Origin of the sequence: Streptomyces sp. NPDC006529 (genome assembly GCF_040611795.1) — a bacterium.
Taxonomy (GTDB): Bacteria; Actinomycetota; Actinomycetes; order Streptomycetales; family Streptomycetaceae; genus Streptomyces.
This window is the reverse complement of the sequence record NZ_JBEXPB010000001.1, coordinates 112,829-132,916: the sequence shown is the minus strand read 5'-3', so window position 1 is coordinate 132,916 and position 20,088 is coordinate 112,829. Positions and strand designations below refer to the sequence as shown.

Genomic DNA, 20,088 nt, shown 5'->3' with positions numbered 1-20,088 from the left:
TCCCCGGCCCTGTCCCGATCGGTACGGTCATCCGCGGACGGGCAGTGATCCAGATCAGTGGTCCAGGCGATCCCTGATGCGAACGAACGTGATCCAGACGTGCGGTGGTCCAGCCGGGCGCGTGATCCAGCGGGGGCGGCACACATGGCGGCAGTACCGGACCGGGGCACGGCGAAGGCCGGCGGCAGGGCTCGTGGCACAGTCGGCGCCAGGGCCGCGGGCACCGCGCGCGCCAAGGCGGGAGGCACGGCGCGCACCAGGGCCGCGGCCGCGGCGGTGCCCGTCGAGCGGATACCGGAGGTAGCGGGGTACGCGGCGCGTGTGAACGCTTCCGGCGCGCAGTCGCGCCGGGCCGAGGGCAAGGCGCTGCGCGGCTCCGTGCCGCGAGCCTCGCACGCCCACTTCGAGGTCGTGGCCGGGCGACCGGACGCGGTACGCGCGGTGGAGGAGTCCAACGTCGGCCGGGTGGCCGAGCTGACGCCGATCCGGGTGGGGCGGATGGCCGCCAACCCCTTCGCGTTCCTGCGGGGGGCTGCGGGCCTGATGGCGCACGACCTGGCGGCCACACCGGTGACCGGGGTGGGCGCGCAGATCTGCGGGGACGCCCACGCCGCCAACTTCGGGCTGTACGGCGATGCCCGCGGCCGGCTCGTCATCGACCTCAACGACTTCGACGAGACGGTCTTCGGGCCCTGGGAATGGGACCTCAAGCGGCTGGCGACCTCGCTGGTGCTGGCCGGGCGGGTGGCGGGCGCAGACGAGGACATCTGCCGGGCGGCCGCGCTGGACACCGTCGGCGCCTACCGGCGCACGATGCGGCTGCTCGCCAAGCTTCCGGCGCTGGACGCCTGGAACGCGATCGCCGACGAGGAACTGGTCTCGCACACCGACGCCCGGGATCTGCTGGGCACGCTGGAGCGGGTGTCGGAGAAGGCCCGCAACAACACCAGCGCGCGGTTCGCCGCCAAGTCCACCGAGGCCGCTCCCGACGGGAGCCGCCGCTTCGTGGACGCGCTGCCGGTGCTGCGGCGGGTCGGGGACGCGGAGGCGGCGGCGGTCGCGGCCTCGCTCGGTCCGTACCTGCACACGCTCCAGGGGGACCGGCTGCCGCTGCTGGCCCGGTACGCCATCCACGACGTGGCCTTCCGGGTGGTCGGCACGGGCAGCGTCGGCACCCGCTCCTACGTGGTGCTGCTGCTGGACCACCGCGGTGAGCCGCTGGTGCTCCAGGTGAAGGAGGCGCGGCCCTCGGTGCTGCTGCCGCACCTCTCCGCGCTGGGCTTCGACAGCGCGCCGGAGGACCACGAGGGCCGCCGGGTGGTGGCCGGGCAGAAGCGCATGCAGGTCGTCTCGGACATGCTGCTCGGCTGGACCACGGTCGAGGGCCGGCCCTTCCAGGTGCGGCAGTTCCGCAACCGCAAGGGCAGCGTGGACCCGGCGGCGCTCGCCGTGGACCAGATCGACGACTACGGCCGGATGACCGGGGCGCTGCTGGCCCGGGCGCACGCGCACAGCGCCGATCCGCGGGTGCTGGCCGGGTACTGCGGGAAGAACGAGGAACTGGACGAGGCGATCGCCGCCTTCGCCGTGGCCTACGCCGACCGCAGTGAGGCCGACCACGCGGATCTGCTGGTCGCGGTGCGGTCCGGGCGGATTCCGGCCGAGATGGGCGTCTGAGCGATGTTTCACGTGAAACACGGCTTCCGGGCGGGCCGTAGGGTGGCCGGGTGAACGAGCAGACTGCCGGGGACCCCTCGGCCTCCGACGACGAGCGGTCCGAGGCGCGCTCCGGCGCGACCGTGGCACCGGCCGACGAGCGGCCCGAGGCGCGCCTGGAGCGGGCCGTGCGGGCCGCCGAGCAGGCGCTGATCGAGTTCGAGATCGCGGTGGAGACCTTCCGGGTGGAGGTCGAGAACTTCTCCCGGCTGCACCACCAGAAGCTCGGCCCGATGTACTCGCGGCTGGACGAACTCGACGCGCTGATCGCCGAGGCCCGGGCGGCCCGCACCGGCGACCCGGAGGACCTGCGCAGGGCGCACGACGCGCGGGCGCTGGTCATGCCGATGCCCGGGGTGGACGAGCTGTTCCACGACTGGCTGGACGCGGACGGCATCTCCGACGACGCCGGTGCGATGCTCACCGAGCAGCCGGTGCGGCCTCCGGAGCGGGTCCGCCCGGCCGAGGAGGTCCGCCGTCTCTACCGCGAGCTGGTCCGCCAGGCGCACCCCGACCTCGCGCAGGACGACACGGAGCGGGCCCGGCGGGACGAGTTCATCGCCCGGGTGAACGCCGCCTACGGGCGCGGCGACGAGACGCTGCTGCGGGAGCTGGCCGAGGAGTGGGCGGCCGGGCCCGCGCCCGAGCAGGAGCGGCCCTCGGAGACCGAGGAGCTGTACGCCCGGCTGGAGTGGCTCGCCCGCCGCAAGGAGCTGCTGGCCGTGGTGGCCCGCGAGCTGGAGGAGAGCGCGATCGGCTCGATGCTGCGGATGGCCCCGGAGGACCCGGACCGGCTGCTGGAGGAGATCGCCGAGCAGCTGCTCGGGCAGGTCTCCGAGCGCGAGGCGGAGCTGGCGGCGCTCGCCGAGTGACCGGTGGGTTCGGATAGGTTCTGAACACCCCTGTTACGAGAGAAGGCGACAGCTATGAACTTCGGACCGCTTCCCTCGGTGGACGCCACCGCGGTGCCCTCCGAAGGCTTTGTCCTCGACGTCCGCGAGGACGACGAATGGGCGGCCGGCCATGTCGAAGGTGCGCTGCACATCCCGATGAGCGACTTCGTGGCGCGCTTCGGTGAGCTGACCGAGGCGATGGACGCGCAGGGCGGCAGCCCGCGCGTCCACGTGATGTGCCGGGTCGGCGGGCGCTCCGCGCAGGTCACCCAGTACCTGGTGCGCCAGGACATCGACGCCGTCAACATCGACGGCGGGATGCAGGCCTGGGACGCCGCCGGGCGCCCGATGGTGACGGACAACGGGACCCCGGCCTTCGTCCTGTAGGCCGGGGCGCGCCGGCGCGCGGTCAGGCGAGGGGGTGGGCGGCCAGCAGGTCGCCCAGGGCCTCCTCGTGGGCCGCGGCCGGGCCGAGCTGGAGTTCCAGCTGCTTGGCCCAGGCGTGGTAGCGGTGCAGGGAGTAGTCGGTGTCGGCGCCGAAGCCGCCGTGCAGGTGCTGGGCGGTCTGGACGACCCGGCGGACCCCTTCCGAGGCCCAGATCTTCGCGACGGCGACGTCCCCGGCGCTCGGCAGCGGGCCGCCGGCCCCGCCGGTCGCCGCGTCCAGCCGCCAGGCAGCTTGCCAGAGGGTGACCTCCATGGCGCGCAGGTCGATGTAGCGGTCGGCGGCCTGGACCGCGACCGCCTGGAAGGTGGCGACGGGGAAGCCGAACTGCTCCCGCTTGCTCGTGTACTGGCTGGTCATGGCGAGGACGCTCTCGCCGAGCCCGAGGGCGAGGGCGCAGGTGCCGGTGGCCAGCAGCAGGCGCAGCCCTTCCCAGGCGCCGGGGGCGTCGATGAGGTGGCTCGCGGGGACCCGTACGCCGTCCAGGGACAGTTGCGCCATCTTTTCCCCGCTGGTGGAGAACTGGTCGGCGAGGGCGAGCCCCTCGGCGGTGCGCGGGACCAGCGCGAGGACGGCGTCCGCCTCGCCGGTGTGGGCGGGGACGGCGATCCAGTCGGCGCTGTGCGCCCAGGGCACCGCCGTCTGGACGCCGTCCAGGGTCCAGCCGTCGCCGTCCGCGTCCGGGCGGGCGGTGACCGCCAGGTCGGCCGGGTCGTGGCCGGAGCGGCCGTGGGCGGCGACGGTCAGCACGTGCTCGCCCCGTGCCGCCCCGGGGAGCAGGGCGGCCCGCAGCTCGGGGCCGCCGTGGGCCTGGACGGCCATGGCGGTGGCGCAGTGCTCCAGCAGCGGCACCCTGGCCAGGACCCGCGCGGCCTCCCGCAGCACCAGGCACAGGGCGATGGCGTCGAGGCCCGCTCCGCCGTGCTCCGGGTCCAGGACCAGGCCGACCAGGTCGGACGCGGCGAGCCTGGCCCACAGCGGCCGGTCGAACTCGTCCGCCACCGCGCCCGGGGTGAGGGCGGGGCTGGGCACCCCGTCGGGTGCGACGTCCGCGAAGACGGCCTTCGCCGCCTCGACCGCGGCCTGCTGCTCCTCGGTGAAGGTGAAGTCCACTGCCTGTCCTCCCGCGCGCACCGGACGGTTCTGCCTGACGGGCCGTCAAGATAGAACACGTTCCTGAAAAAGCACAGGAGTCGCGGGTCAGCGGTCGAAGTCGATCTCCACTTCCTCCGTCATCGGATGCGACTGGCAGGCCAGCACGAATCCGGCCTCCGTCTCCTCGTCCTCCAGCGCGAAGTTCCGGTCCATGCGGACCTCGCCGGTCACGAGGAACGCCCGGCACGTGCCGCACACCCCGCCCTTGCAGGCGTACGGGGCGTCCGCGCGGTTGCGCAGCACCGCGTCCAGCAGAGACTCGCCCTCCTGGACGGGCCAGGTGCCGGAGCGGCCGTCGAGCCGGGCCGTGACCCGGCTGAGCGCGCCCGGCCCGGCCGGGGCGCCCGCGCCCACGGAGGCGGGCGCCGCCGTGGCGGCGGCGTCCTCGACGTGGAAGATCTCCTCGTGGATCCGGGTCCGTACGACGCCGAGCGCGCGCAGGGCCCGCCCGGCGCCCTGGACCAGGCCGTAGGGACCGCACAGGAACCAGCCCGCGACCTCGCCGACGGGCAGCAGCGCGGGCAGCAGACCCGTCAGCCGCTCCTCGTCGAGCCGGCCGGAGGGCAGCCCGGCCTCCTGCTCCTCCCGGGACAGGACGGTGACCAGCTGGAACCGCTCGGGGTAGCGGTCCTTGAGGTCCGCGACCTCGTCCAGGAACATCGTCGACGCCGCCGTCCGGTCGCTGCGCACCAGGCAGAACCGGGCATCGGGCCGGGCGGCGAGCAGGGTCGAGGCGATGGAGAGCACCGGGGTGATTCCGCTGCCGCCGACGACGGCCGCGTAGTGCGCGCAAGCGGGGGCGGCCGCGGGGTCCAGCACGAACCGGCCGGCCGGGACCATCACGTCCAGGACGTCCCCGGCGGCGATCTCCTTGTGCGCGTAGGTGGAGAACTCGCCGCCCTCCACCAGCCGCACGCCGACCCGCAACCACCCCGGGCCCGGACCGTCGGCGGCCGGGGCCGCGGAGCAGATCGAATACGTACGCCGGACCTCCGGGCCCCCGGCCGCGCCGCGGCGCAGGGTCAGGTGCTGGCCCGGGGCGTGCCGGTACTCCTCGCGCAGCTCCGGCGGCACCCGCAGGGTGAGCGCGACCGAGTCGTCGGTCAGCCTCTCGACCTCCATCACCGTCAGCGGGTGGAACGCGCCGTGCCGGGCCGCGGTCATCTACAGCTCCTTGAAGTGGTCGAACGGCTCGCGGCAGGAGACGCAGCGGCGCAGGGCCTTGCACGCGGTGGAGGAGAAGCGGCTGAGCAGCTCGGTGTCGGTGGACCCGCACTGCGGGCAGCGCACCGACAGGCTGAGCGGCACCGGGCCGCCCGCCGCGTGCGGCCGGGGCGGGGCGATCCCGAACTCGGCGAGCTTGCGGCGGCCTTCCGCGTTGATGTCGTCGGTGGACCAGGCGGGGGAGAGCACGGTCCGCACGCTCACCTCGGCGATGCCGTGGTCGTGCAGCACCCGCTCGATGTCGGCGGCCATGGCCTCGATGGCCGGGCAGCCGGTGTAGGTCGGGGTGAGGGTGACCTCGGCGCTGCCGTCCTCGCCGATGCGCACGCCGCGCATCACGCCCAGCTCGGCCAGGGTGAGCACCGGCAGCTCGGGGTCGGGCACGGAGCCGGCGAGCGCCGCCAGCTCCTCCTCCAGCCGGGTCGCGGTCACCACGACGCCCCCGGGTGGCTGCGGTGCAGGTGCTGCATCTCGGCGAGCATCCGCCCGAAGGACTCGGTGTGCAGCCCCTGGCGCCCGGCTCCGGCGGCCCAGGCCCCCGTGCGCGGGCCGTCGGGCAGCGCGAGTCCCGCCCGCTCCAGCACCGCGCCCAGCGCGCTCAGCCAGCGCTCCTCCAGCACGGCCCAGTCGACCTCCAGGCCGGGCACCGGCTGGAACATCTCACCCGTGAACTTCCACAGGGAGCCCAGGGCGGTCCGCATCCTGCGCGTGCTCTCCTCCGTGCCGTCACCGAGCCGCAGCGTCCACTGCTCGGCGTGGTCGAGGTGGTAGGCGGTCTCCTTCACGGCCTTGGCGGCCAGCGGCGCGAAGGGCCCTTCCCCGGCCGCCAGTTCGGTGAAGAGCAGCTGCTGGTGCAGGGAGAAGAAGAGCTGGCGGGCGATCGTGTGGGCGAAGTCGCCGTTGGGCTGCTCGGTCAGCTGGAGGTTGCGGAAGGCGCGCTCCTCGCGCAGGAACGCCAGCTCGTCCTCGTCACCCACCATGGACAGCAGCACGCGGGCCTGGCCGAGCAGGTCCAGGGCGATGTTCGCGAGGGCGACCTCCTCCTCCAGGACGGGCGCGTGGCCCGCCCACTCGCCGAGGCGGTGGGAGAGGATCAGCGCGTCGTCGCCCAGGGCGAGCGCGGCGGCGTGCAGCTCCCGGGTTTCGGGCGCGTCGGTCCGCGACGTGGTGGTCACAGGTGACGCACCCCCTCCGGGATGTCGTAGAAGGTGGGGTGGCGGTACGGCTTGTCCCCGGCCGAGGCGAAGAACGGGTCCCGCTCGTCCGGCGAGGAAGCGGTCACCGCCGACGAGGGGACCACCCAGATCGAGATGCCCTCGCCGCGCCGGGTGTACAGGTCGCGGGCATTGCGCAGCGCCATCTCCGCGTCGGGGGCGTGCAGGCTCCCCGCGTGCGTGTGCGAGAGTCCGCGGCGCGAACGCACGAACACCTCCCACAGCGGCCAGTTCTGCGTCATACCCGTGCCTCCTCGTTCGGTGCGGTGTGCTTCGAGGCGTACGCCGCGGCCGCGTCGCGGACCCAGGCGCCGTCCTCGTGCGCCTGCCGGCGCTGGCCGATGCGCTGTTCGTTGCAGGGCCCGTTGCCCTTGAGCACGGCCCAGAACTCCGACCAGTCGATCGCGCCGAAGTCGTGGTGCCCGCGCTCCTCGTTCCACTTCAGGTCCGGGTCGGGCAGGGTCAGGCCCAGCGACTCGGCCTGCGGGACGGCGATGTCCACGAACCGCTGCCGCAGCTCGTCATTGGTGTGCCGCTTGATCCGCCAGGCCATCGACTGGGCGGAGTGCGCCGACTCGTCGTCGGGCGGGCCGAACATCATCAGGGAGGGCCACCACCAGCGGTCGACCGCGTCCTGCGCCATGGCGTGCTGCGCCTCGGTGCCCTGTGAGAGGGCGAGCAGCAGCTCGTACCCCTGGCGCTGGTGGAAGGACTCCTCCTTGCAGATCCGGACCATGGCGCGGGCGTACGGACCGTAGGAGCAGCGGCAGATGGGGACCTGGTTGGTGATCGCCGCCCCGTCCACAAGCCAGCCGATCGCGCCGACGTCGGCCCAGGTCAGGGTCGGATAGTTGAAGATCGAGGAGTACTTCTGCTTGCCGGCGTGGAGCTTGTCGAGCAGCTCGTCCCGGCTGGTTCCGAGGGTCTCCGCGGCGCTGTACAGGTAGAGGCCGTGCCCGGCCTCGTCCTGCACCTTGGCCATCAGGATCGCCTTGCGGCGCAGCGAAGGCGCGCGGGTGATCCAGTTGGCCTCGGGCTGCATCCCGATGATTTCCGAGTGGGCGTGCTGGGCCATCTGGCGGACCAGCGAGGCGCGGTACTCCTCGGGCATCCAGTCCCGGGGCTCGACCCGCTCCTCCGCCGCGACGGCCGCCTCGAAGGCCGCCACGAGCTGCTCCGTCAGGCCTGCCGCGAGGGCCATGCCCTGCCCCGTCTCCGGGGTCACTGCCACCATCACGGCCCCCTGCCGATGTCGTCCTGCCGCCCGACCGACCGATCGTTCGGTTCGTTCTCTTCAATGGTGAGACGGCGGCCCGTAGGGTGTCAACCTCTGTGGATGGCCGATGATCGGGGCGGGATGGTTTCGAAGGACCGTGAAGCCGCGCAGCAGCCCCCCGTGCGCCGCCCGCGGGCGCCCGGAATCGCCGGTCTGTCCACCCCGTACCGGATCGTCGCGGCCCTCGCGCTGGGCGCCGTCGCGGTCACCGCCTGCTGGCACCTGGCGATGGTGTTCCTGCACGTGGCGCCGTCGAACACGGTCAGCAAACGGCACGCGCGCACGGTGGACGACTGGATCTACCCCGAGTTCGAACAGAACTGGAAGCTCTTCGCGCCGAACCCGCTCCAGCAGAACATCGCCGTCGAGGCGCGCGCCCAGGTCCGCACCGCGGCCGGGCAGCTGACCACCACCGGCTGGCGCGACCTGTCCGCCGAGGACGCGGCGGCGATCCGGCACAACCCGCTCCCCAGCCACACGCAGCAGAACGAGCTGCGCCGGGCCTGGGACTTCTTCACCGGCTCGCACGACGAGGACAACAAGGCGAACGGCGACCGGGGCGCGCTCTCCGAGGCCTACCTCCAGCGCATCGCGGTCGCCCGGCTGGGCGGCAACGGTGACCGGATCCTGCGGATCCAGCTGCGCTCGGCGACCACCTCGGTGGCGGCGCCGCCGTGGAGCGCGGAGAAGACCGACACCCAGACCTACTACCGGGAGCTGCCGTGGTGGACCGTGCCGAGCGTGTGAGCCCCGCCGCGGTACGGACCGCCGTCGTACGGACCGCCGTCGTACGGGCCGGCGCGGTACGGGCTGCCGTGGGCCGGGGGCTGGCGAAGGTCACCGGCGAGGCGCTGGGCCCGTACCAGAGCGCCGTGATCCGGATCGGTTTCTCCGCGACCTGGCTGCTCTTCCTGCTGCGCGAGTTCCCGAACCGGCGGGAGCTGTACGGTCCCGACGGGCCGTGGAGCCGGCAGCTGGCCGAGCGGCTGATCGACTCGAACCACGCCTTCACGGTGCTGATGTGGTCGGACTCGGCCCTCTGGTTCGAGGCCGTCTACGCGCTCGCGCTCGGCTCGGCCGCGCTGCTGCTGGTCGGCTGGCGCACCCGGGCGATGTCCGTGCTGTTCATGGTGGGGGTGCTCTCCCTGCAGAACCGCAGCGTGTTCATGGGGGACGGCGGGGACAACGTCATCCACCTGATGGCGCTCTACCTGGTGCTCACCCGGTGCGCGCGGGTGTGGTCGCTGGACGCGCGGCGCGCCGCCCGGACCGGGTCCGCGGCCACCGGGGGCGCCGGGCCGGTGTTGTGGGGGCTGCTGGGGGCGGTGCTGCCGTACGCCGCCTTCGCGGAGGCGGTGAGCGCCGGCTGGCTGACGGCCTTCGCGGCGCTGTGGGTGGTCCAGGGGCTGTGGTGGATGGTCGAGCGGTACGAGCCGGAGGGCGAGGGCCGCGCCACCCTGGACGTGATCGCCAACCTGCTGCACAACGCGGGGCTGCTGGTGATCATGGTGGAGGTCTGCCTGATCTACGCCACCGCGGGCTGGTACAAGATCCAGGGGTCGCGCTGGCAGGACGGCACCGCACTGTTCTACCCGCTGGGGCTCGACTACTTCACGCCCTGGCCCGGCCTGTCGGGGCTGCTCGCGGCCAGCGGGACGCTGGTGATGCTGCTGACCTACGGGACCGTCGTGGTCCAGGTCGCCTTCCCGTTCACGCTGTTCAACCGGCGGATCAAGAACCTGCTGCTCTGCGTGATGATGATGGAGCACGCCGGGATCGCGGTGCTGCTGGGGCTGCCGTTCTTCTCGCTGGCGATGATCGCCGCGGACGCGGTGTTCCTGCCGACGGTCTTCCTGGTGTGGGTGGGGGCGCGGGCCCGGAGCCCGGGCGGCCGCCGGGGCGCACCCGCGGCGTCGGCCGCGCACCCGGGGGCGTCCGTACCGGCCGAGGAACCGGCGGCGTACGCGCCCACGCCCGCGCCGTAAGGTCGTCCGCATGAGCAGCGCGGAAACGGCGGGCACGGCCCGGGCGGACACGACCGGGGGGACGGACACGGCGGCCCGGGCGGTACGGCGGTGGCGGGAGGCGGCCGGGCGGGAGGAGCTGGTGCTCCTCGACGGCTTCCACGCCCTCAAGCACGCGCTGCGCTTCGGCGCGGACGTCGCCGTGGCCGTCGCCCAGGACCGCGGGGCGCTGCTGGAGCTGGCCGACGAGCTGGCTCCGGACGTCCGGGACGCGCTGGACGGCCTCGTGCGCGAGGCACCGCTGCGCGAGCTGGTGGCGCGCGTGCACCCGACCGGGGTCGCGGCGCTGGCCGTGCGCCCGGACCGGGAGACCCTGCTCGCAGCGCTGGGCCGCACGCCCCGCAGCGCGCCCGTGGTGGTGCTGGACAACCCCCGCAACCTCGGCAACGTCGGCGCCGTCGTCCGCCTCGCGGCGGGCTTCGGCGCCACCGGGGTGGTGACGCGGGGCGATCTGGATCCCTGGCACCCGCACGTGGTCCGGGCGGGCGCAGGGCTGCACTACGCCACCGCGGTGGCCCGGCTGGAGCTGGAGGAGCTGCCGCCCGGGCCGCTCTACGCGCTCGACCCGGAGGGCGAGGACATCCGCGCCCTCACCCTCCCGGACGACGCCCTGCTCGCCTTCGGCTCGGAACGCCACGGGATCTCGCCCGAGCTGCGCGCCCGGGCGGATCACCTGGTGTCCCTGCCGATGCGTCCGCAGGTCTCCAGCTACAACCTCGCCACCAGCGTGGCCATGGCCCTCTTCCACTGGGGCGGCCCGAAGGCCTGACCAGTGGCAGCCGCCTAGGCCTGGCGGCGCACCTCCACCACCCGGAAGCGGTTGGCCACGAACGCCCCGTCGCACAGAGCGGCGTTAGCGGCCGGGTTGCCACCCGAGCCGTGGAAATCGGAGAAGGCGGCGGTCTGGTTGACGAAGACCCCGCCGGTCAGGTTCAACGAGAGCTGCGCGGACTCCTCCAGGCAGACCTCCTCGATGGCGCGTTCGGTGTCGGCCGAGGACGTGTAGGCGCCGACCGTCATGGCGCCCTTCTCCCGCACCGTGCGCCGCAGCAGCTCCAGCGCGTCGGCCGTCGAGTCGACGGCCACCGCGAAGGAGACCGGGCCGAAGCACTCGGAGAGGTACGCGGCCTCCGGGTCGTCCTTGGCGGCGTCCAGCTTGACCATCACCGGCGTACGGACCACCGCGTCCGGGAACTCCGCGTTGGCCACCTCGCGCGAGGCCAGCGCGACCTCGCCGAGGCCGGCCGCCGCCTCCAGCCGCGCCTTCACGTCCGGGTTGACCAGCGCGCCGAGCAGCGCGTTGGCCCGGGCGTCGTCGCCCAGCAGCCCCTCGACCTGGCGGGCCAGGTCGGCCACGACCTCGTCGTAGGACTTGTGGCCTGCGTCCGTCGCGATGCCGTCGCGCGGGATCAGCAGGTTCTGCGGGGTGGTGCACATCTGGCCGCTGTAGAGGGAGAGCGAGAAGGCGAGGTTGCCCAGCATCCCCTTGTAGTTGTCGGTGGAGTCGAGGACGACGGTGTTGACGCCGGCCTTCTCCGTGTACACCTGGGCCTGGCGGGCGTGGGTCTCCAGCCAGTCGCCGAACTCCGTGGAGCCGGTGTAGTCGATCAGCTTGATCTCGGGCCGGAGCGCGAGCGTCTTGGCGATGCCCTCACCCGGGTTCTCGACGGCCAGCGCCACCAGGTTGGGGTCGAAGCCCGCCTCGGCGAGGATCTCGCGCGCCACCCGGACGGTGAGCGCCAGCGGCAGCACGGCCCGCGGGTGCGGCTTGACCAGCACGGGGTTGCCGGTGGCCAGGGAGGCGAAGAGGCCCGGGTAGCCGTTCCAGGTGGGGAAGGTGTTGCAGCCGATGACCAGGCCGATGCCGCGCGGTACGGCGGTGAAGGTCTTGCCCAGCTCCAGGGGGTCCTTCTTGCCCTGCGGCTTGGACCAGTCGGCGCTGCCCGGGACGCGGGTCTGCTCCTCGTACGCGTAGGCCACGGCTTCCAGGCCGCGGTCCTGCGCGTGCGGGCCGCCCGCCTGGAACGCCATCATGAAGGCCTGGCCGCTGGTGTGCATGACCGCGTGTGCGAACTCGTGCGTCCGGGCGCTGATCCGGGCGAGGATCTCGATGCAGACGAGGGCGCGCGCCTCCGGTCCCGCGTCCCGCCAGGCGCCCATGCCCGCCTTCATGGCGGGCAGCAGCACGTCCGGGTCGGCGTGCGGGTACTCGACACCGAGCTCCGGTCCGAAGGGCGACACCTCCGCGCCCGCCCAGCCGTCGGTGCCGGGCTGGTCCAGCTCGAAGCGGGTCCCGCGGACGGCCTCGAAGGCCGCGAGGCCCTCGGCGGCGGCGTTCTCGCCGTAGGCCTTGGGGTGTTCGGGGTGCGGGGACCAGTAGGCACGGCTACGGATGGCCGCCAGCGCCTGGTCGAGGGTGGTCCGGTGCTTCTCGGACAGCTGGGGGACGGTGAGCGCGGCGGCCATCTGGGACCAACTCCTCGTTGAGCCGGGCGGGATCGGTGAGCGGATCGCATGGGCGGATCGGCACGTGGATCGGGCGGGGAAGGGCGGGGAAGAGCAGACTGGAGTTAGAGTAACCGAACGATCGGTCGGGACAAGAGGGCCCGGCGGGCCTGTGGATAAGTCGGTGCGGGAGGATCGGGTCATGACAGCAATCGAGCGCTCCCGCACAGTGGCGGTCGTCGGTGCCGGCACCATGGGCCAGGGCATCGCCCAGGTCGCCCTTCTCGCAGGTCACCCGGTGCTGATCTACGACATCGACGAGGCGGCCGCCCGCGCGGGCCGCGCGGCGGTCCAGGACCGGATCGAGCGCATGGCCGCCAAGGGGCGGCTGGATCGAGCCGGGGCCGACGCCGCGATCGGCCGGATCGGGTCGGCCCACGCCCTCGCCGACCTCGCCGGGGCGGCCCTGGTGATCGAGGCCGTCGTCGAGGACGTCAGCGTCAAGCGAGCGCTGTTCGGTTCACTCGAAGAGGTGGTCGGGCCGGACGCGCTGCTGGCCACCAACACCTCCTCCCTCTCCGTCACCGAGCTCGCGGCGGGGCTCGCCCGCCCCGGCCGCTTCCTCGGCCTGCACTTCTTCAACCCCGCGCCGCTGCTCCCGCTGGTCGAGGTCGTCAGCGGCTTCGCGACCGACCCGGAGGCCGCCGGGCACGCCTACGACACCGTCCTCGGCTGGGGCAAGACCCCCGTCCGCTGCTCGGACACCCCCGGCTTCATCGTCAACCGGATCGCCCGCCCCTTCTACGCCGAGGCCTTCGCGGTGTACGAGGAGCGCGGCGCCGACCCGGCCACGATCGACGCCGTGCTGCGCGAGAGCGGCGGCTTCCGGATGGGCCCCTTCGAACTGACCGACCTGATCGGCCAGGACGTCAACGAGGCCGTCACCCGCTCCGTGTGGGAGTCCTTCTTCCGCAGTCCGAAGTTCACGCCCTCCCTCGCCCAGCGCCGGCTCGTCCAGTCGGGCCGCCTCGGCCGCAAGTCCGGGCACGGCTGGTTCCCGTACGGCGAGACCGGTGACCCGCAGGACGCGCCGCGGCCGCACACCGCCGGTCCCGAGAAGGCGCCCGACACGGTGCGCGTCGTCGGGGACCTCGGTCCCGCGGCCGAGCTGCTCGACCTCATGGAGGAGGCCGGGATCACGGTCACCGTCACCGAGACCGGGGGCCCGTACCTCCAGCTCCCAGGTGAGGGACAGCTTGTCCCGGCCGACGGCAAGACCTCGGTCGAGTTCGCCGACGTCGTCTACTTCGACCTCGCCCTCGACTACCGGGGAGCGACCCGGATCGCGCTCTCCGCCAGCGAGGACACCTCCGAGCAGACCCTCGCCGAGGCCATCGGCCTCTTCCAGAAGCTGGGCAAGAAGGTCTCCGTCATCGGCGACGTGCCGGGAATGATCGTCGCCCGCACCGTCGCGATGCTCATCGACCTCACCGCCGACGCCGTCGCGCGCGGCGTGGCCACCGCCGAGGACATCGACACCGCGATGCGGCTCGGCGTCAACTACCCGCTCGGGCCCTCGCAGTGGCACGCGAAACTCGGCCAGGACTGGGCGTACGACCTCCTGCACCACCTCGACGAGCGCTGCCCCGGCGGCCGCTACGCGCCCTCGCTCGCCCTCTACCGCCTGGGCTACGCCGCCGAGGACCAGGAAGGTGCCGACGCCGAGGACACCCGTCCGGAAGGCGCCGACCCGCAGGACACCACCGGCGCGGAGGGCGGCGCGTGACCACCGCCAGGCGGGACACGTACACACCGGAGACCCTGCTGACGGTCGCCGTGCAGGTCTTCAACGAGCGCGGCTACGACGGCACTTCCATGGAGCACCTGTCCAAGGCCGCCGGCATCTCGAAGTCCTCCATCTACCACCACGTGGCGGGCAAGGAGGAGCTGCTGCGCCGGGCCGTCAGCCGGGCCCTGGACGGCCTGTTCGCCGTGCTGGAGGAGCAGGGCGCGGTGCGCGGGCGGGCCGTGGAGCGGGTCGAGTACGTCACCCGGCGCACGGTGGAGGTCCTGGTCGCGGAACTGCCGTACGTCACCCTGCTGCTGCGGGTGCGCGGCAACACCCGCACCGAGCGCTGGGCGCTGGAGCGGCGCCGCGAGTTCGACCACCGGGTCGCCGACCTGCTGAAGGCCGCCGCCGCCGACGGGGACCTGCGCGCCGACGTGGACACGCGGCTCGCCACGCGGCTGCTCTTCGGCATGGTGAACTCGCTGGTCGAGTGGTACCGCCCGCACTCCGGCGGGGACGGCGACCAGCTGGCGGACGCGGTCGTCCGGATGGCCTTCGGCGGACTGCGCACCCTGTCCTAGGCGCGCGCCTAGGACGCCGCCCCCGTCACTCCTCCGGTGCGAGCACCGGAACGTCCTGGTCCGGGCCCGCGTCCGGGGCCAGCAGGTCCGTTTCCTCGAACACCAGCAGGGTGCGCGTCGACAGCACCTCGGGGATGGCCTGGAGCCGGGTCAGGACCAGTTCGCGCAGGGTGCGGTTGTCGGGCGTGTGCACCAGCAGGAGCACGTCGAAGTCGCCGCTGACCAGGGCGATGTGCACGGCGCCCGGCAGCTCGCGCAGCTGCTCGCGGACCGTCCGCCAGGAGTTCTGGACGATCTTGAGCGTGATGTAGGCGGAGGCGCCCTGACCGGCCCGCTCGTGGTCCACGCGCGCCGTGAAGCCGCGGATGACCCCGTCGTCGATCAGCCGGTTGATCCGCGCGTAGGCGTTCGCGCGCGAGACGTGGACCTGCTCGGCCACCGACCGTATCGAGGCGCGGCCGTCCGATTGGAGCAGTCGCAGGATCGAACGGTCGATCGGGTCCAGCGGGCGCGGCGGCGCCGCCGCCCGGTCGCCGGACGGCGCCGGTGAGGGCCCCGTGGCCTGCGCCGCCGGCGCGGCCGCACCCCCGGGGGCGGCCGGTGCGCAGCCCGCTCCGGCCATTTGTTCATCCGGCATTGCCCGATGCCTCCCTCTCCTGGACGTCCTGCACCCATCCCAGGCCCCCGGCGCCACTTTGTCCACAGCCTGGCGCTGCCTGTAGCCAAATTGCGCGGCAAACCGAACAATCGGTAGGTGAGGCGCCTCACACCCGGGGCTCTCCCTGCCCCGCTTCCCACGAGGAGGTGTACGCCGCCATGACGGTCCAAGAGCTGCCCGGTGCCGGTGCGTCCCACCGTCCCACCCCGCCCGCCTGGAGGCCCCGTACGGATGCCGCCCCGCTGCTCCCGGACCCCGAGCCGTACCGGGTGCTGGGCACCCCGGCGGCGCAGAAGCTGGACCCGGAGCTGATGCGCCGGTGCTACGCCGAACTGGTGCGCGGCCGCCGCTACAACGCGCAGGCCACCGCGCTGACCCGGCAGGGCCGACTCGCGGTGTACCCGTCGACCGTGGGCCAGGAGGCCTGCGAGATCGCGGCCGCGCTGGTCCTGGAGGAGCGGGACTGGCTCTTCCCCAGCTACCGCGACACCCTGGCGGCCGTCGCCCGCGGGCTCGACCCCGTCCAGGCGCTGACGCTGCTGCGCGGCGACTGGCACACCGGGTACGACCCGCGCGAGCACCGCATAGCGCCGCTGTGCACCCCGCTCGCCACCCAGCTGCCGCACGCGGTGGGCCTGGCGCACGCGGCGCGGCTGCGCGGCGACGACGTGGTGGCGCTGGCGATGGTCGGTGACGGCGGCACCAGCGAGGGCGACTTCCACGAGGCGCTGAACTTCGCGGCCGTCTGGCAGGCCCCGGTGGTCTTCCTCGTCCAGAACAACGGCTTCGCGATCTCCGTCCCGCTGGCCAAGCAGACCGCCGCCCCGACGCTGGCCCACAAGGCCGTGGGGTACGGGATGCCGGGCCGGCTGGTCGACGGCAACGACATCGCGGCCGTGCACGAGGTGCTGTCCGAGGCGGTCCGCAGGGCCCGCGCGGGCGGCGGCCCGACCCTGGTCGAGGCGGTCACCTACCGGATCGACGCGCACACCAACGCCGACGACGCGACCCGCTACCGGGAGGACGCCGAGGTGGCGGCCTGGAAGGCGTACGACCCGGTCGAGCTGCTGGAGCGCGAGCTGACGGAGCGCGGTCTGCTGGACGACGAGGGCATCCGGCAGGCCAAGGAGGCGGCCGAGGAGATGGCGGCGGCGCTGCGCGAGGGGATGAACGCCGATCCGGTCCTGGACCCCATGGACCTCTTCGCGCACGTCTACGCGGAGCAGACCGACCGGCTGCGGGAACAGGCGCAGATGCTGCGCGCCGAACTGGAAGCGGGGGCGGAAGGATGACCACGGTGGCGGCGAAGCCGGTGAGCAGGGAGGCGAAGCCCGCGACCATGGCGCAGGCCCTGGGCCGGGCGCTGCGCGACGCGATGGCCGAGGACCCGACGGTGCACGTCATGGGCGAGGACGTCGGCGCGCTGGGCGGCGTCTTCCGGATCACGGACGGCCTCGCGAAGGAGTTCGGCGAGGACCGCTGTACGGACACCCCGCTCGCGGAGGCCGGGATCCTGGGCGCCGCGGTGGGCATGGCGATGTACGGGCTGCGGCCGGTGGTCGAGATGCAGTTCGACGCCTTCGCGTACCCGGCGTTCGAGCAGCTGATCTCGCACGTGTCGAAGATGCGCAACCGCACGCGCGGCGCGATGCCGATGCCGATCACCATCCGGGTGCCGTACGGCGGCGGGATCGGCGGCGTCGAGCACCACAGCGACTCCTCCGAGGCGTACTACCTGGCCACGCCGGGGCTGCACGTGGTGACCCCGGCGACGGTGGAGGACGCCTACGGGCTGATGCGGGCGGCGATCGCCAGCGACGACCCGGTGGTCTTCCTGGAGCCCAAGCGGCTCTACTGGTCGAAGGCCGACTGGTCGCCGGAGGCGCCCGCGGCGGTTCCGGGCATCGGAAAGGCCGTGGTCCGCCGGGCGGGCACGAGCGCCACCCTGATCACCTACGGGCCCTCGCTGCCGGTGTGCCTGGAGGCGGCCGAGGCGGCCCGCGAGGAGGGCTGGGACCTGGAGGTGCTGGACCTGCGCTCGCTGGTGCCCTTCGACGAGGAGACGGTGGTCGCGGCGGTGCGCCGGACCGGCCGCGCGGTGGTGGTCCACGAGGCGAACGGCTTCGGCGGACCCGGCGCGGAGATCGCGGCCCGGATCATGGAGCGCTGCTTCCACCACCTGGAGGCGCCGGTGCTGCGGGTGACGGGCTTCGACATCCCCTACCCGCCGCCGATGCTGGAGAAGCACCACCTGCCGGGAGTGGACCGCATCCTGGACACCGTGGCCCGCCTTCAGTGGGAGAACTGATGCCCCAGGTACTGGAGTTCAAGCTGCCCGACCTCGGTGAGGGGCTGACCGAGGCCGAGATCGTGCGCTGGCTGGTGGCGGTGGGCGACGTGGTCGCCGTCGACCAGCCGGTCGTCGAGGTCGAGACGGCCAAGGCGATGGTCGAGGTGCCCTGTCCCTACGGGGGCGTGGTGACGGCCCGGTTCGGCGAGGAGGGCACCGAACTGCCCGTCGGAGCGCCGTTGATCACGGTGGCGGTCGGCTCGGGCGGTGCTTCGGCCCCCTCCGGGGCGGAGGCCGCCGCCCCGGAGGCCGTCGCCGAGCCGTCGGGGTCCGGGAACGTGCTGGTCGGGTACGGGACGGACCACTCGCGCCAGGCCCGGCGCCGCCGGGTCCGCCCGGTGGTGACGCCCGTGAGCGCCTCGATGGCGGCGGCCCCGGTGGCCCCGGTGGCGGCTGCGGCGCCGGCTCCCGCGCCGACCGCTCCCGCGGCCTCCGGCCCGGTCGCGGTGATCTCGCCCCTGGTGCGCAAGCTGGCCCGGGACAACGGGGTCGACCTGCGCGCCCTACACGGGTCGGGTCCCGAGGGGCTGATCCTGCGGGCCGACGTGGAAGCGGCGCTGCGGGCGCCGGAGCCGGTCGCGGCCCCCGTGGCTCCTGCCTCCGGGCTTCCGGTCGCGGGCGAGCGGATCCCGCTCAAGGGGCTGCGCGGCCTGGTGGCCGAGAAGCTCTCGCGCAGCCGCCGGGAGATCCCGGACGCCACCTGCTGGGTGGACGCGGACGCCACCGAACTGATGGCGGCCCGGGCCGCGATGAACGCGGTGGGCGGGCCGAAGATCTCGGTACTGGCCCTGCTGGCCCGGATCTGCACGGCCGCGCTCGCCCGCCACCCGGAGCTGAACTCCCGGGTGGACCTGGAGGCGAACGAGATCGTCCGGCTGCCGCAGGTCCACCTGGGCTTCGCCGCCCAGACGGAGCGCGGCCTCATGGTCCCGGTGGTCAAGGACGCGCAGGCGATGAACGCCGAGGCGCTGTCGGCGGAGTTCGGGCGGCTCACCGAGCTGGCCCGGGCGGGGAAGCTGGCCCCCTCCGACCTGACCGGCGGCACCTTCACGCTGAACAACTACGGCGTCTTCGGGGTGGACGGCTCCACGCCGATCATCAACCACCCGGAGGCGGCCATGCTCGGCGTGGGCCGGATCATCGCGAAGCCGTGGGTGCACGAGGGCGAGCTGGCCGTCCGCAAGGTGGTCCAGCTCTCCCTCACCTTCGACCACCGGGTGTGCGACGGCGGTACGGCGGGCGGCTTCCTGCGCTACGTCGCCGACTGCGTCGAGTCCCCCTCGGTCCTGTTGCGGGGGCTCTAGGGCATACGGGCCGCCGGGGCTCAGCGGGTCAGCAGGAGTTTGCCCACGTGGGCGCTGGACTCCATGACCCGGTGGGCCTCGGCGGCCTCGCGCATCGGATGGGTGGCGTGCACCACCGGGCGCACCCGGCCGTCCGCGACCAGGGGCCACACGTGTTCGCGGACGGACGCGACGATGGCCGCCTTCTCGTCCAGCGGGCGGGCCCGCAGCGAGGTCGCGCTGATGCTCGCCCGCTTCGAGAGCAGTGCGCCGAGGTTCAGTTCGGCCTTCGCCCCGCCCTGGAGACCGATGACGGCGAGACGGCCGCCCCGCGCGAGCGCGTCCACGTTCTTGGCCAGGTACTTCGCCCCGATGATGTCCAGGATCACGTCGGCCCCGGCGCCGCCGGTCGCCTCGCGGACCTCGGCCGCGAAGTCCTGCTCGCGGTAGTCGATCAGGATGTCCGCGCCCAGTTCGGCGCAGCGGGCCAGCTTCTCCGGGCCGCCCGCCGTGACCGCGACGCGGGCGCCGAGCGCCTTCGCGAGCTGGATCGCCATGGTGCCGATGCCGCTGGAACCGCCGTGCACGAGGAGGGTGTCGCCCGCGGTCAGGTGCCTGCCGGGACCCATGAACACGTTGGACCACACCGTGCACACGACCTCGGGCAGCGCGGCGGCCGTCACCAGGTCCACGCCTGCCGGGACGGGCAGCAACTGGCCCGCCGGCACGGCGACGCGCTCGGCGTAGCCGCCGCCCGCGAGCAGGGCGCACACCTCGTCGCCCACCGACCAGCCGGACACCCGGGGCCCGACCGCGATGATCCGGCCGGAGCATTCGAGGCCGGGGTAGCGGGAGGCGCCGGGCGGCGGATCGTAGAAACCCTGCCGCTGGAGCACGTCCGCCCGGTTCACGGCGCCGGCCGAGACCTCGACGAGGACCTCGCCCTCTGCCGCCACCGGGTCGGGTACCTCGGCCCAGACCAGGGCCTCGGGGCCGCCGGGCTGCGGGATGGTGATCGCATGCATGGTCCGGAGC

General features: G+C 73.6%; 20 protein-coding genes. 11 read left to right on the top strand and 9 right to left on the bottom strand.

Annotated elements, in window-relative coordinates; all coding sequences use genetic code 11:
- Positions 1 to 144: 144 nt before the first annotated feature.
- The 3 genes from ABZY31_RS00610 to ABZY31_RS00600 all read left to right on the top strand — a co-directional run bounded on the left by ABZY31_RS00610 (position 145) and on the right by ABZY31_RS00600 (position 2,996).
- Positions 145 to 1,677 carry a DUF2252 domain-containing protein gene (locus ABZY31_RS00610; RefSeq protein ID WP_356403074.1) on the top strand — a complete coding sequence of 511 codons (1,533 nt, stop codon included), beginning with the start codon at positions 145 to 147 and terminating at the stop codon, positions 1,675 to 1,677.
- A gap of 122 nt (positions 1,678 to 1,799) precedes the next feature.
- Positions 1,800 to 2,588: a hypothetical protein gene (locus ABZY31_RS00605; protein WP_356403670.1), complete on the top strand. Its 789-nt coding sequence runs from the start codon at positions 1,800 to 1,802 to the stop codon at positions 2,586 to 2,588.
- Between the two features lie 54 nt (positions 2,589 to 2,642).
- Positions 2,643 to 2,996 carry a rhodanese-like domain-containing protein gene (locus tag ABZY31_RS00600; protein ID WP_356403072.1) on the top strand — a complete coding sequence of 118 codons (354 nt, stop codon included), beginning with the start codon at positions 2,643 to 2,645 and terminating at the stop codon, positions 2,994 to 2,996.
- Between the two features lie 22 nt (positions 2,997 to 3,018).
- Here the strand turns inward: ABZY31_RS00600 and ABZY31_RS00595 are convergent, their stop codons facing one another.
- From ABZY31_RS00595 to paaA, 6 genes are all read right to left on the bottom strand, one after another.
- Positions 3,019 to 4,167, bottom strand: coding sequence for an acyl-CoA dehydrogenase family protein (locus tag ABZY31_RS00595; protein WP_356403069.1), 1,149 nt, complete (start codon positions 4,165 to 4,167; stop codon positions 3,019 to 3,021).
- Between the two features lie 87 nt (positions 4,168 to 4,254).
- Positions 4,255 to 5,373 (bottom strand): 2Fe-2S iron-sulfur cluster-binding protein, encoded by a 1,119-nt coding sequence (locus tag ABZY31_RS00590; RefSeq protein WP_356403066.1) that lies wholly within the window; start codon positions 5,371 to 5,373, stop codon positions 4,255 to 4,257.
- Positions 5,374 to 5,868, bottom strand: coding sequence for a 1,2-phenylacetyl-CoA epoxidase subunit PaaD (paaD, locus tag ABZY31_RS00585; protein WP_356403063.1), 495 nt, complete (start codon positions 5,866 to 5,868; stop codon positions 5,374 to 5,376).
- Positions 5,862 to 6,608, bottom strand: coding sequence for a 1,2-phenylacetyl-CoA epoxidase subunit PaaC (paaC, locus tag ABZY31_RS00580; RefSeq protein ID WP_356403060.1), 747 nt, complete (start codon positions 6,606 to 6,608; stop codon positions 5,862 to 5,864). The genes paaD and paaC overlap by 7 nt, the downstream gene beginning before the upstream one ends.
- Positions 6,605 to 6,889 carry a 1,2-phenylacetyl-CoA epoxidase subunit PaaB gene (paaB, locus tag ABZY31_RS00575; RefSeq protein ID WP_356403057.1) on the bottom strand — a complete coding sequence of 95 codons (285 nt, stop codon included), beginning with the start codon at positions 6,887 to 6,889 and terminating at the stop codon, positions 6,605 to 6,607. The genes paaC and paaB overlap by 4 nt, the downstream gene beginning before the upstream one ends.
- Entirely contained in the window at positions 6,886 to 7,848 is a 963-nt protein-coding gene (gene paaA, locus ABZY31_RS00570; RefSeq protein WP_356403667.1) for a 1,2-phenylacetyl-CoA epoxidase subunit PaaA, read from the bottom strand. The genes paaB and paaA overlap by 4 nt, the downstream gene beginning before the upstream one ends.
- A gap of 156 nt (positions 7,849 to 8,004) precedes the next feature.
- On the opposite strand from paaA, the gene ABZY31_RS00565 reads away from it, so the two are divergent.
- The 3 genes from ABZY31_RS00565 (at position 8,005) to ABZY31_RS00555 (ending at position 10,716) form a co-directional block, all read left to right on the top strand.
- Positions 8,005 to 8,670, top strand: coding sequence for a DUF5819 family protein (locus ABZY31_RS00565; protein ID WP_356403664.1), 666 nt, complete (start codon positions 8,005 to 8,007; stop codon positions 8,668 to 8,670).
- A 68-nt stretch (positions 8,671 to 8,738) separates the two neighbouring features.
- On the top strand, positions 8,739 to 9,908 hold the full coding sequence (locus tag ABZY31_RS00560; protein ID WP_356403661.1) for an HTTM domain-containing protein: 1,170 nt from the start codon (positions 8,739 to 8,741) through the stop codon (positions 9,906 to 9,908).
- A gap of 10 nt (positions 9,909 to 9,918) precedes the next feature.
- A complete protein-coding gene (locus ABZY31_RS00555) occupies positions 9,919 to 10,716 on the top strand; it encodes an RNA methyltransferase (protein ID WP_356403054.1) in 798 nt (265 codons plus the stop codon).
- Positions 10,717 to 10,730: 14 nt separating this feature from the next.
- On the opposite strand, the gene paaN is transcribed toward ABZY31_RS00555, so the two are convergent.
- Positions 10,731 to 12,413, bottom strand: a complete 1,683-nt coding sequence (paaN, locus tag ABZY31_RS00550; protein ID WP_356403051.1) for a phenylacetic acid degradation protein PaaN — start codon at positions 12,411 to 12,413, stop codon at positions 10,731 to 10,733.
- Between the two features lie 181 nt (positions 12,414 to 12,594).
- On the opposite strand from paaN, the gene ABZY31_RS00545 reads away from it, so the two are divergent.
- The gene (locus ABZY31_RS00545) at positions 12,595 to 14,178 is read left to right on the top strand and encodes a 3-hydroxyacyl-CoA dehydrogenase (RefSeq protein WP_356403048.1); all 1,584 of its coding nucleotides are present in this window, start codon (positions 12,595 to 12,597) and stop codon (positions 14,176 to 14,178) included.
- On the top strand, positions 14,175 to 14,762 hold the full coding sequence (locus tag ABZY31_RS00540) for a TetR/AcrR family transcriptional regulator (RefSeq protein WP_356403045.1): 588 nt from the start codon (positions 14,175 to 14,177) through the stop codon (positions 14,760 to 14,762). The genes ABZY31_RS00545 and ABZY31_RS00540 overlap by 4 nt, the downstream gene beginning before the upstream one ends.
- A 25-nt stretch (positions 14,763 to 14,787) precedes the next feature.
- On the opposite strand, the gene ABZY31_RS00535 is transcribed toward ABZY31_RS00540, so the two are convergent.
- Positions 14,788 to 15,399, bottom strand: a complete 612-nt coding sequence (locus ABZY31_RS00535; RefSeq protein ID WP_356403042.1) for an Lrp/AsnC family transcriptional regulator — start codon at positions 15,397 to 15,399, stop codon at positions 14,788 to 14,790.
- Between the two features lie 179 nt (positions 15,400 to 15,578).
- Between ABZY31_RS00535 and pdhA the strand changes: the two genes are divergently transcribed.
- The 3 genes from pdhA to ABZY31_RS00520 are packed head-to-tail and all read left to right on the top strand — an operon-like array spanning position 15,579 to position 19,074.
- Complete coding sequence (gene pdhA / locus ABZY31_RS00530; RefSeq protein WP_356403039.1) at positions 15,579 to 16,712, top strand: pyruvate dehydrogenase (acetyl-transferring) E1 component subunit alpha; 1,134 nt, start codon at positions 15,579 to 15,581, stop codon at positions 16,710 to 16,712.
- Entirely contained in the window at positions 16,709 to 17,728 is a 1,020-nt protein-coding gene (locus tag ABZY31_RS00525; RefSeq protein WP_356403036.1) for an alpha-ketoacid dehydrogenase subunit beta, read from the top strand. The genes pdhA and ABZY31_RS00525 overlap by 4 nt, the downstream gene beginning before the upstream one ends.
- Positions 17,728 to 19,074, top strand: coding sequence for a dihydrolipoamide acetyltransferase family protein (locus ABZY31_RS00520; RefSeq protein ID WP_356403033.1), 1,347 nt, complete (start codon positions 17,728 to 17,730; stop codon positions 19,072 to 19,074). The genes ABZY31_RS00525 and ABZY31_RS00520 overlap by 1 nt, the downstream gene beginning before the upstream one ends.
- 20 nt (positions 19,075 to 19,094) lie before the next feature.
- Here ABZY31_RS00520 and ABZY31_RS00515 read toward each other — a convergent pair whose 3' ends face one another.
- A complete protein-coding gene (locus ABZY31_RS00515) occupies positions 19,095 to 20,078 on the bottom strand; it encodes an NAD(P)H-quinone oxidoreductase (RefSeq protein ID WP_356403031.1) in 984 nt (327 codons plus the stop codon).
- Positions 20,079 to 20,088 lie beyond the last annotated feature (10 nt).

Bases quoted from the DNA above. Each gene is read 5' to 3' on its own strand.
- ABZY31_RS00610 (WP_356403074.1), top strand. From the start codon at position 145: ATGGCGGCAGTACCGGACCGGGGCACGGCGAAGGCCGGCGGCAGGGCT.
- ABZY31_RS00600 (WP_356403072.1), top strand. From the start codon at position 2,643: ATGAACTTCGGACCGCTTCCCTCGGTGGACGCCACCGCGGTGCCCTCC.
- ABZY31_RS00590 (WP_356403066.1), bottom strand. From the start codon at position 5,373: ATGACCGCGGCCCGGCACGGCGCGTTCCACCCGCTGACGGTGATGGAG.
- paaB (WP_356403057.1), bottom strand. From the start codon at position 6,889: ATGACGCAGAACTGGCCGCTGTGGGAGGTGTTCGTGCGTTCGCGCCGC.
- paaA (WP_356403667.1), bottom strand. From the start codon at position 7,848: ATGGCCCTCGCGGCAGGCCTGACGGAGCAGCTCGTGGCGGCCTTCGAG.
- ABZY31_RS00565 (WP_356403664.1), top strand. From the start codon at position 8,005: ATGGTTTCGAAGGACCGTGAAGCCGCGCAGCAGCCCCCCGTGCGCCGC.
- ABZY31_RS00555 (WP_356403054.1), top strand. From the start codon at position 9,919: ATGAGCAGCGCGGAAACGGCGGGCACGGCCCGGGCGGACACGACCGGG.
- paaN (WP_356403051.1), bottom strand. From the start codon at position 12,413: ATGGCCGCCGCGCTCACCGTCCCCCAGCTGTCCGAGAAGCACCGGACC.
- ABZY31_RS00545 (WP_356403048.1), top strand. From the start codon at position 12,595: ATGACAGCAATCGAGCGCTCCCGCACAGTGGCGGTCGTCGGTGCCGGC.
- ABZY31_RS00535 (WP_356403042.1), bottom strand. From the start codon at position 15,399: ATGCCGGATGAACAAATGGCCGGAGCGGGCTGCGCACCGGCCGCCCCC.
- pdhA (WP_356403039.1), top strand. From the start codon at position 15,579: ATGACGGTCCAAGAGCTGCCCGGTGCCGGTGCGTCCCACCGTCCCACC.
- ABZY31_RS00525 (WP_356403036.1), top strand. From the start codon at position 16,709: ATGACCACGGTGGCGGCGAAGCCGGTGAGCAGGGAGGCGAAGCCCGCG.
- ABZY31_RS00520 (WP_356403033.1), top strand. From the start codon at position 17,728: ATGCCCCAGGTACTGGAGTTCAAGCTGCCCGACCTCGGTGAGGGGCTG.
- ABZY31_RS00515 (WP_356403031.1), bottom strand. From the start codon at position 20,078: ATGCATGCGATCACCATCCCGCAGCCCGGCGGCCCCGAGGCCCTGGTC.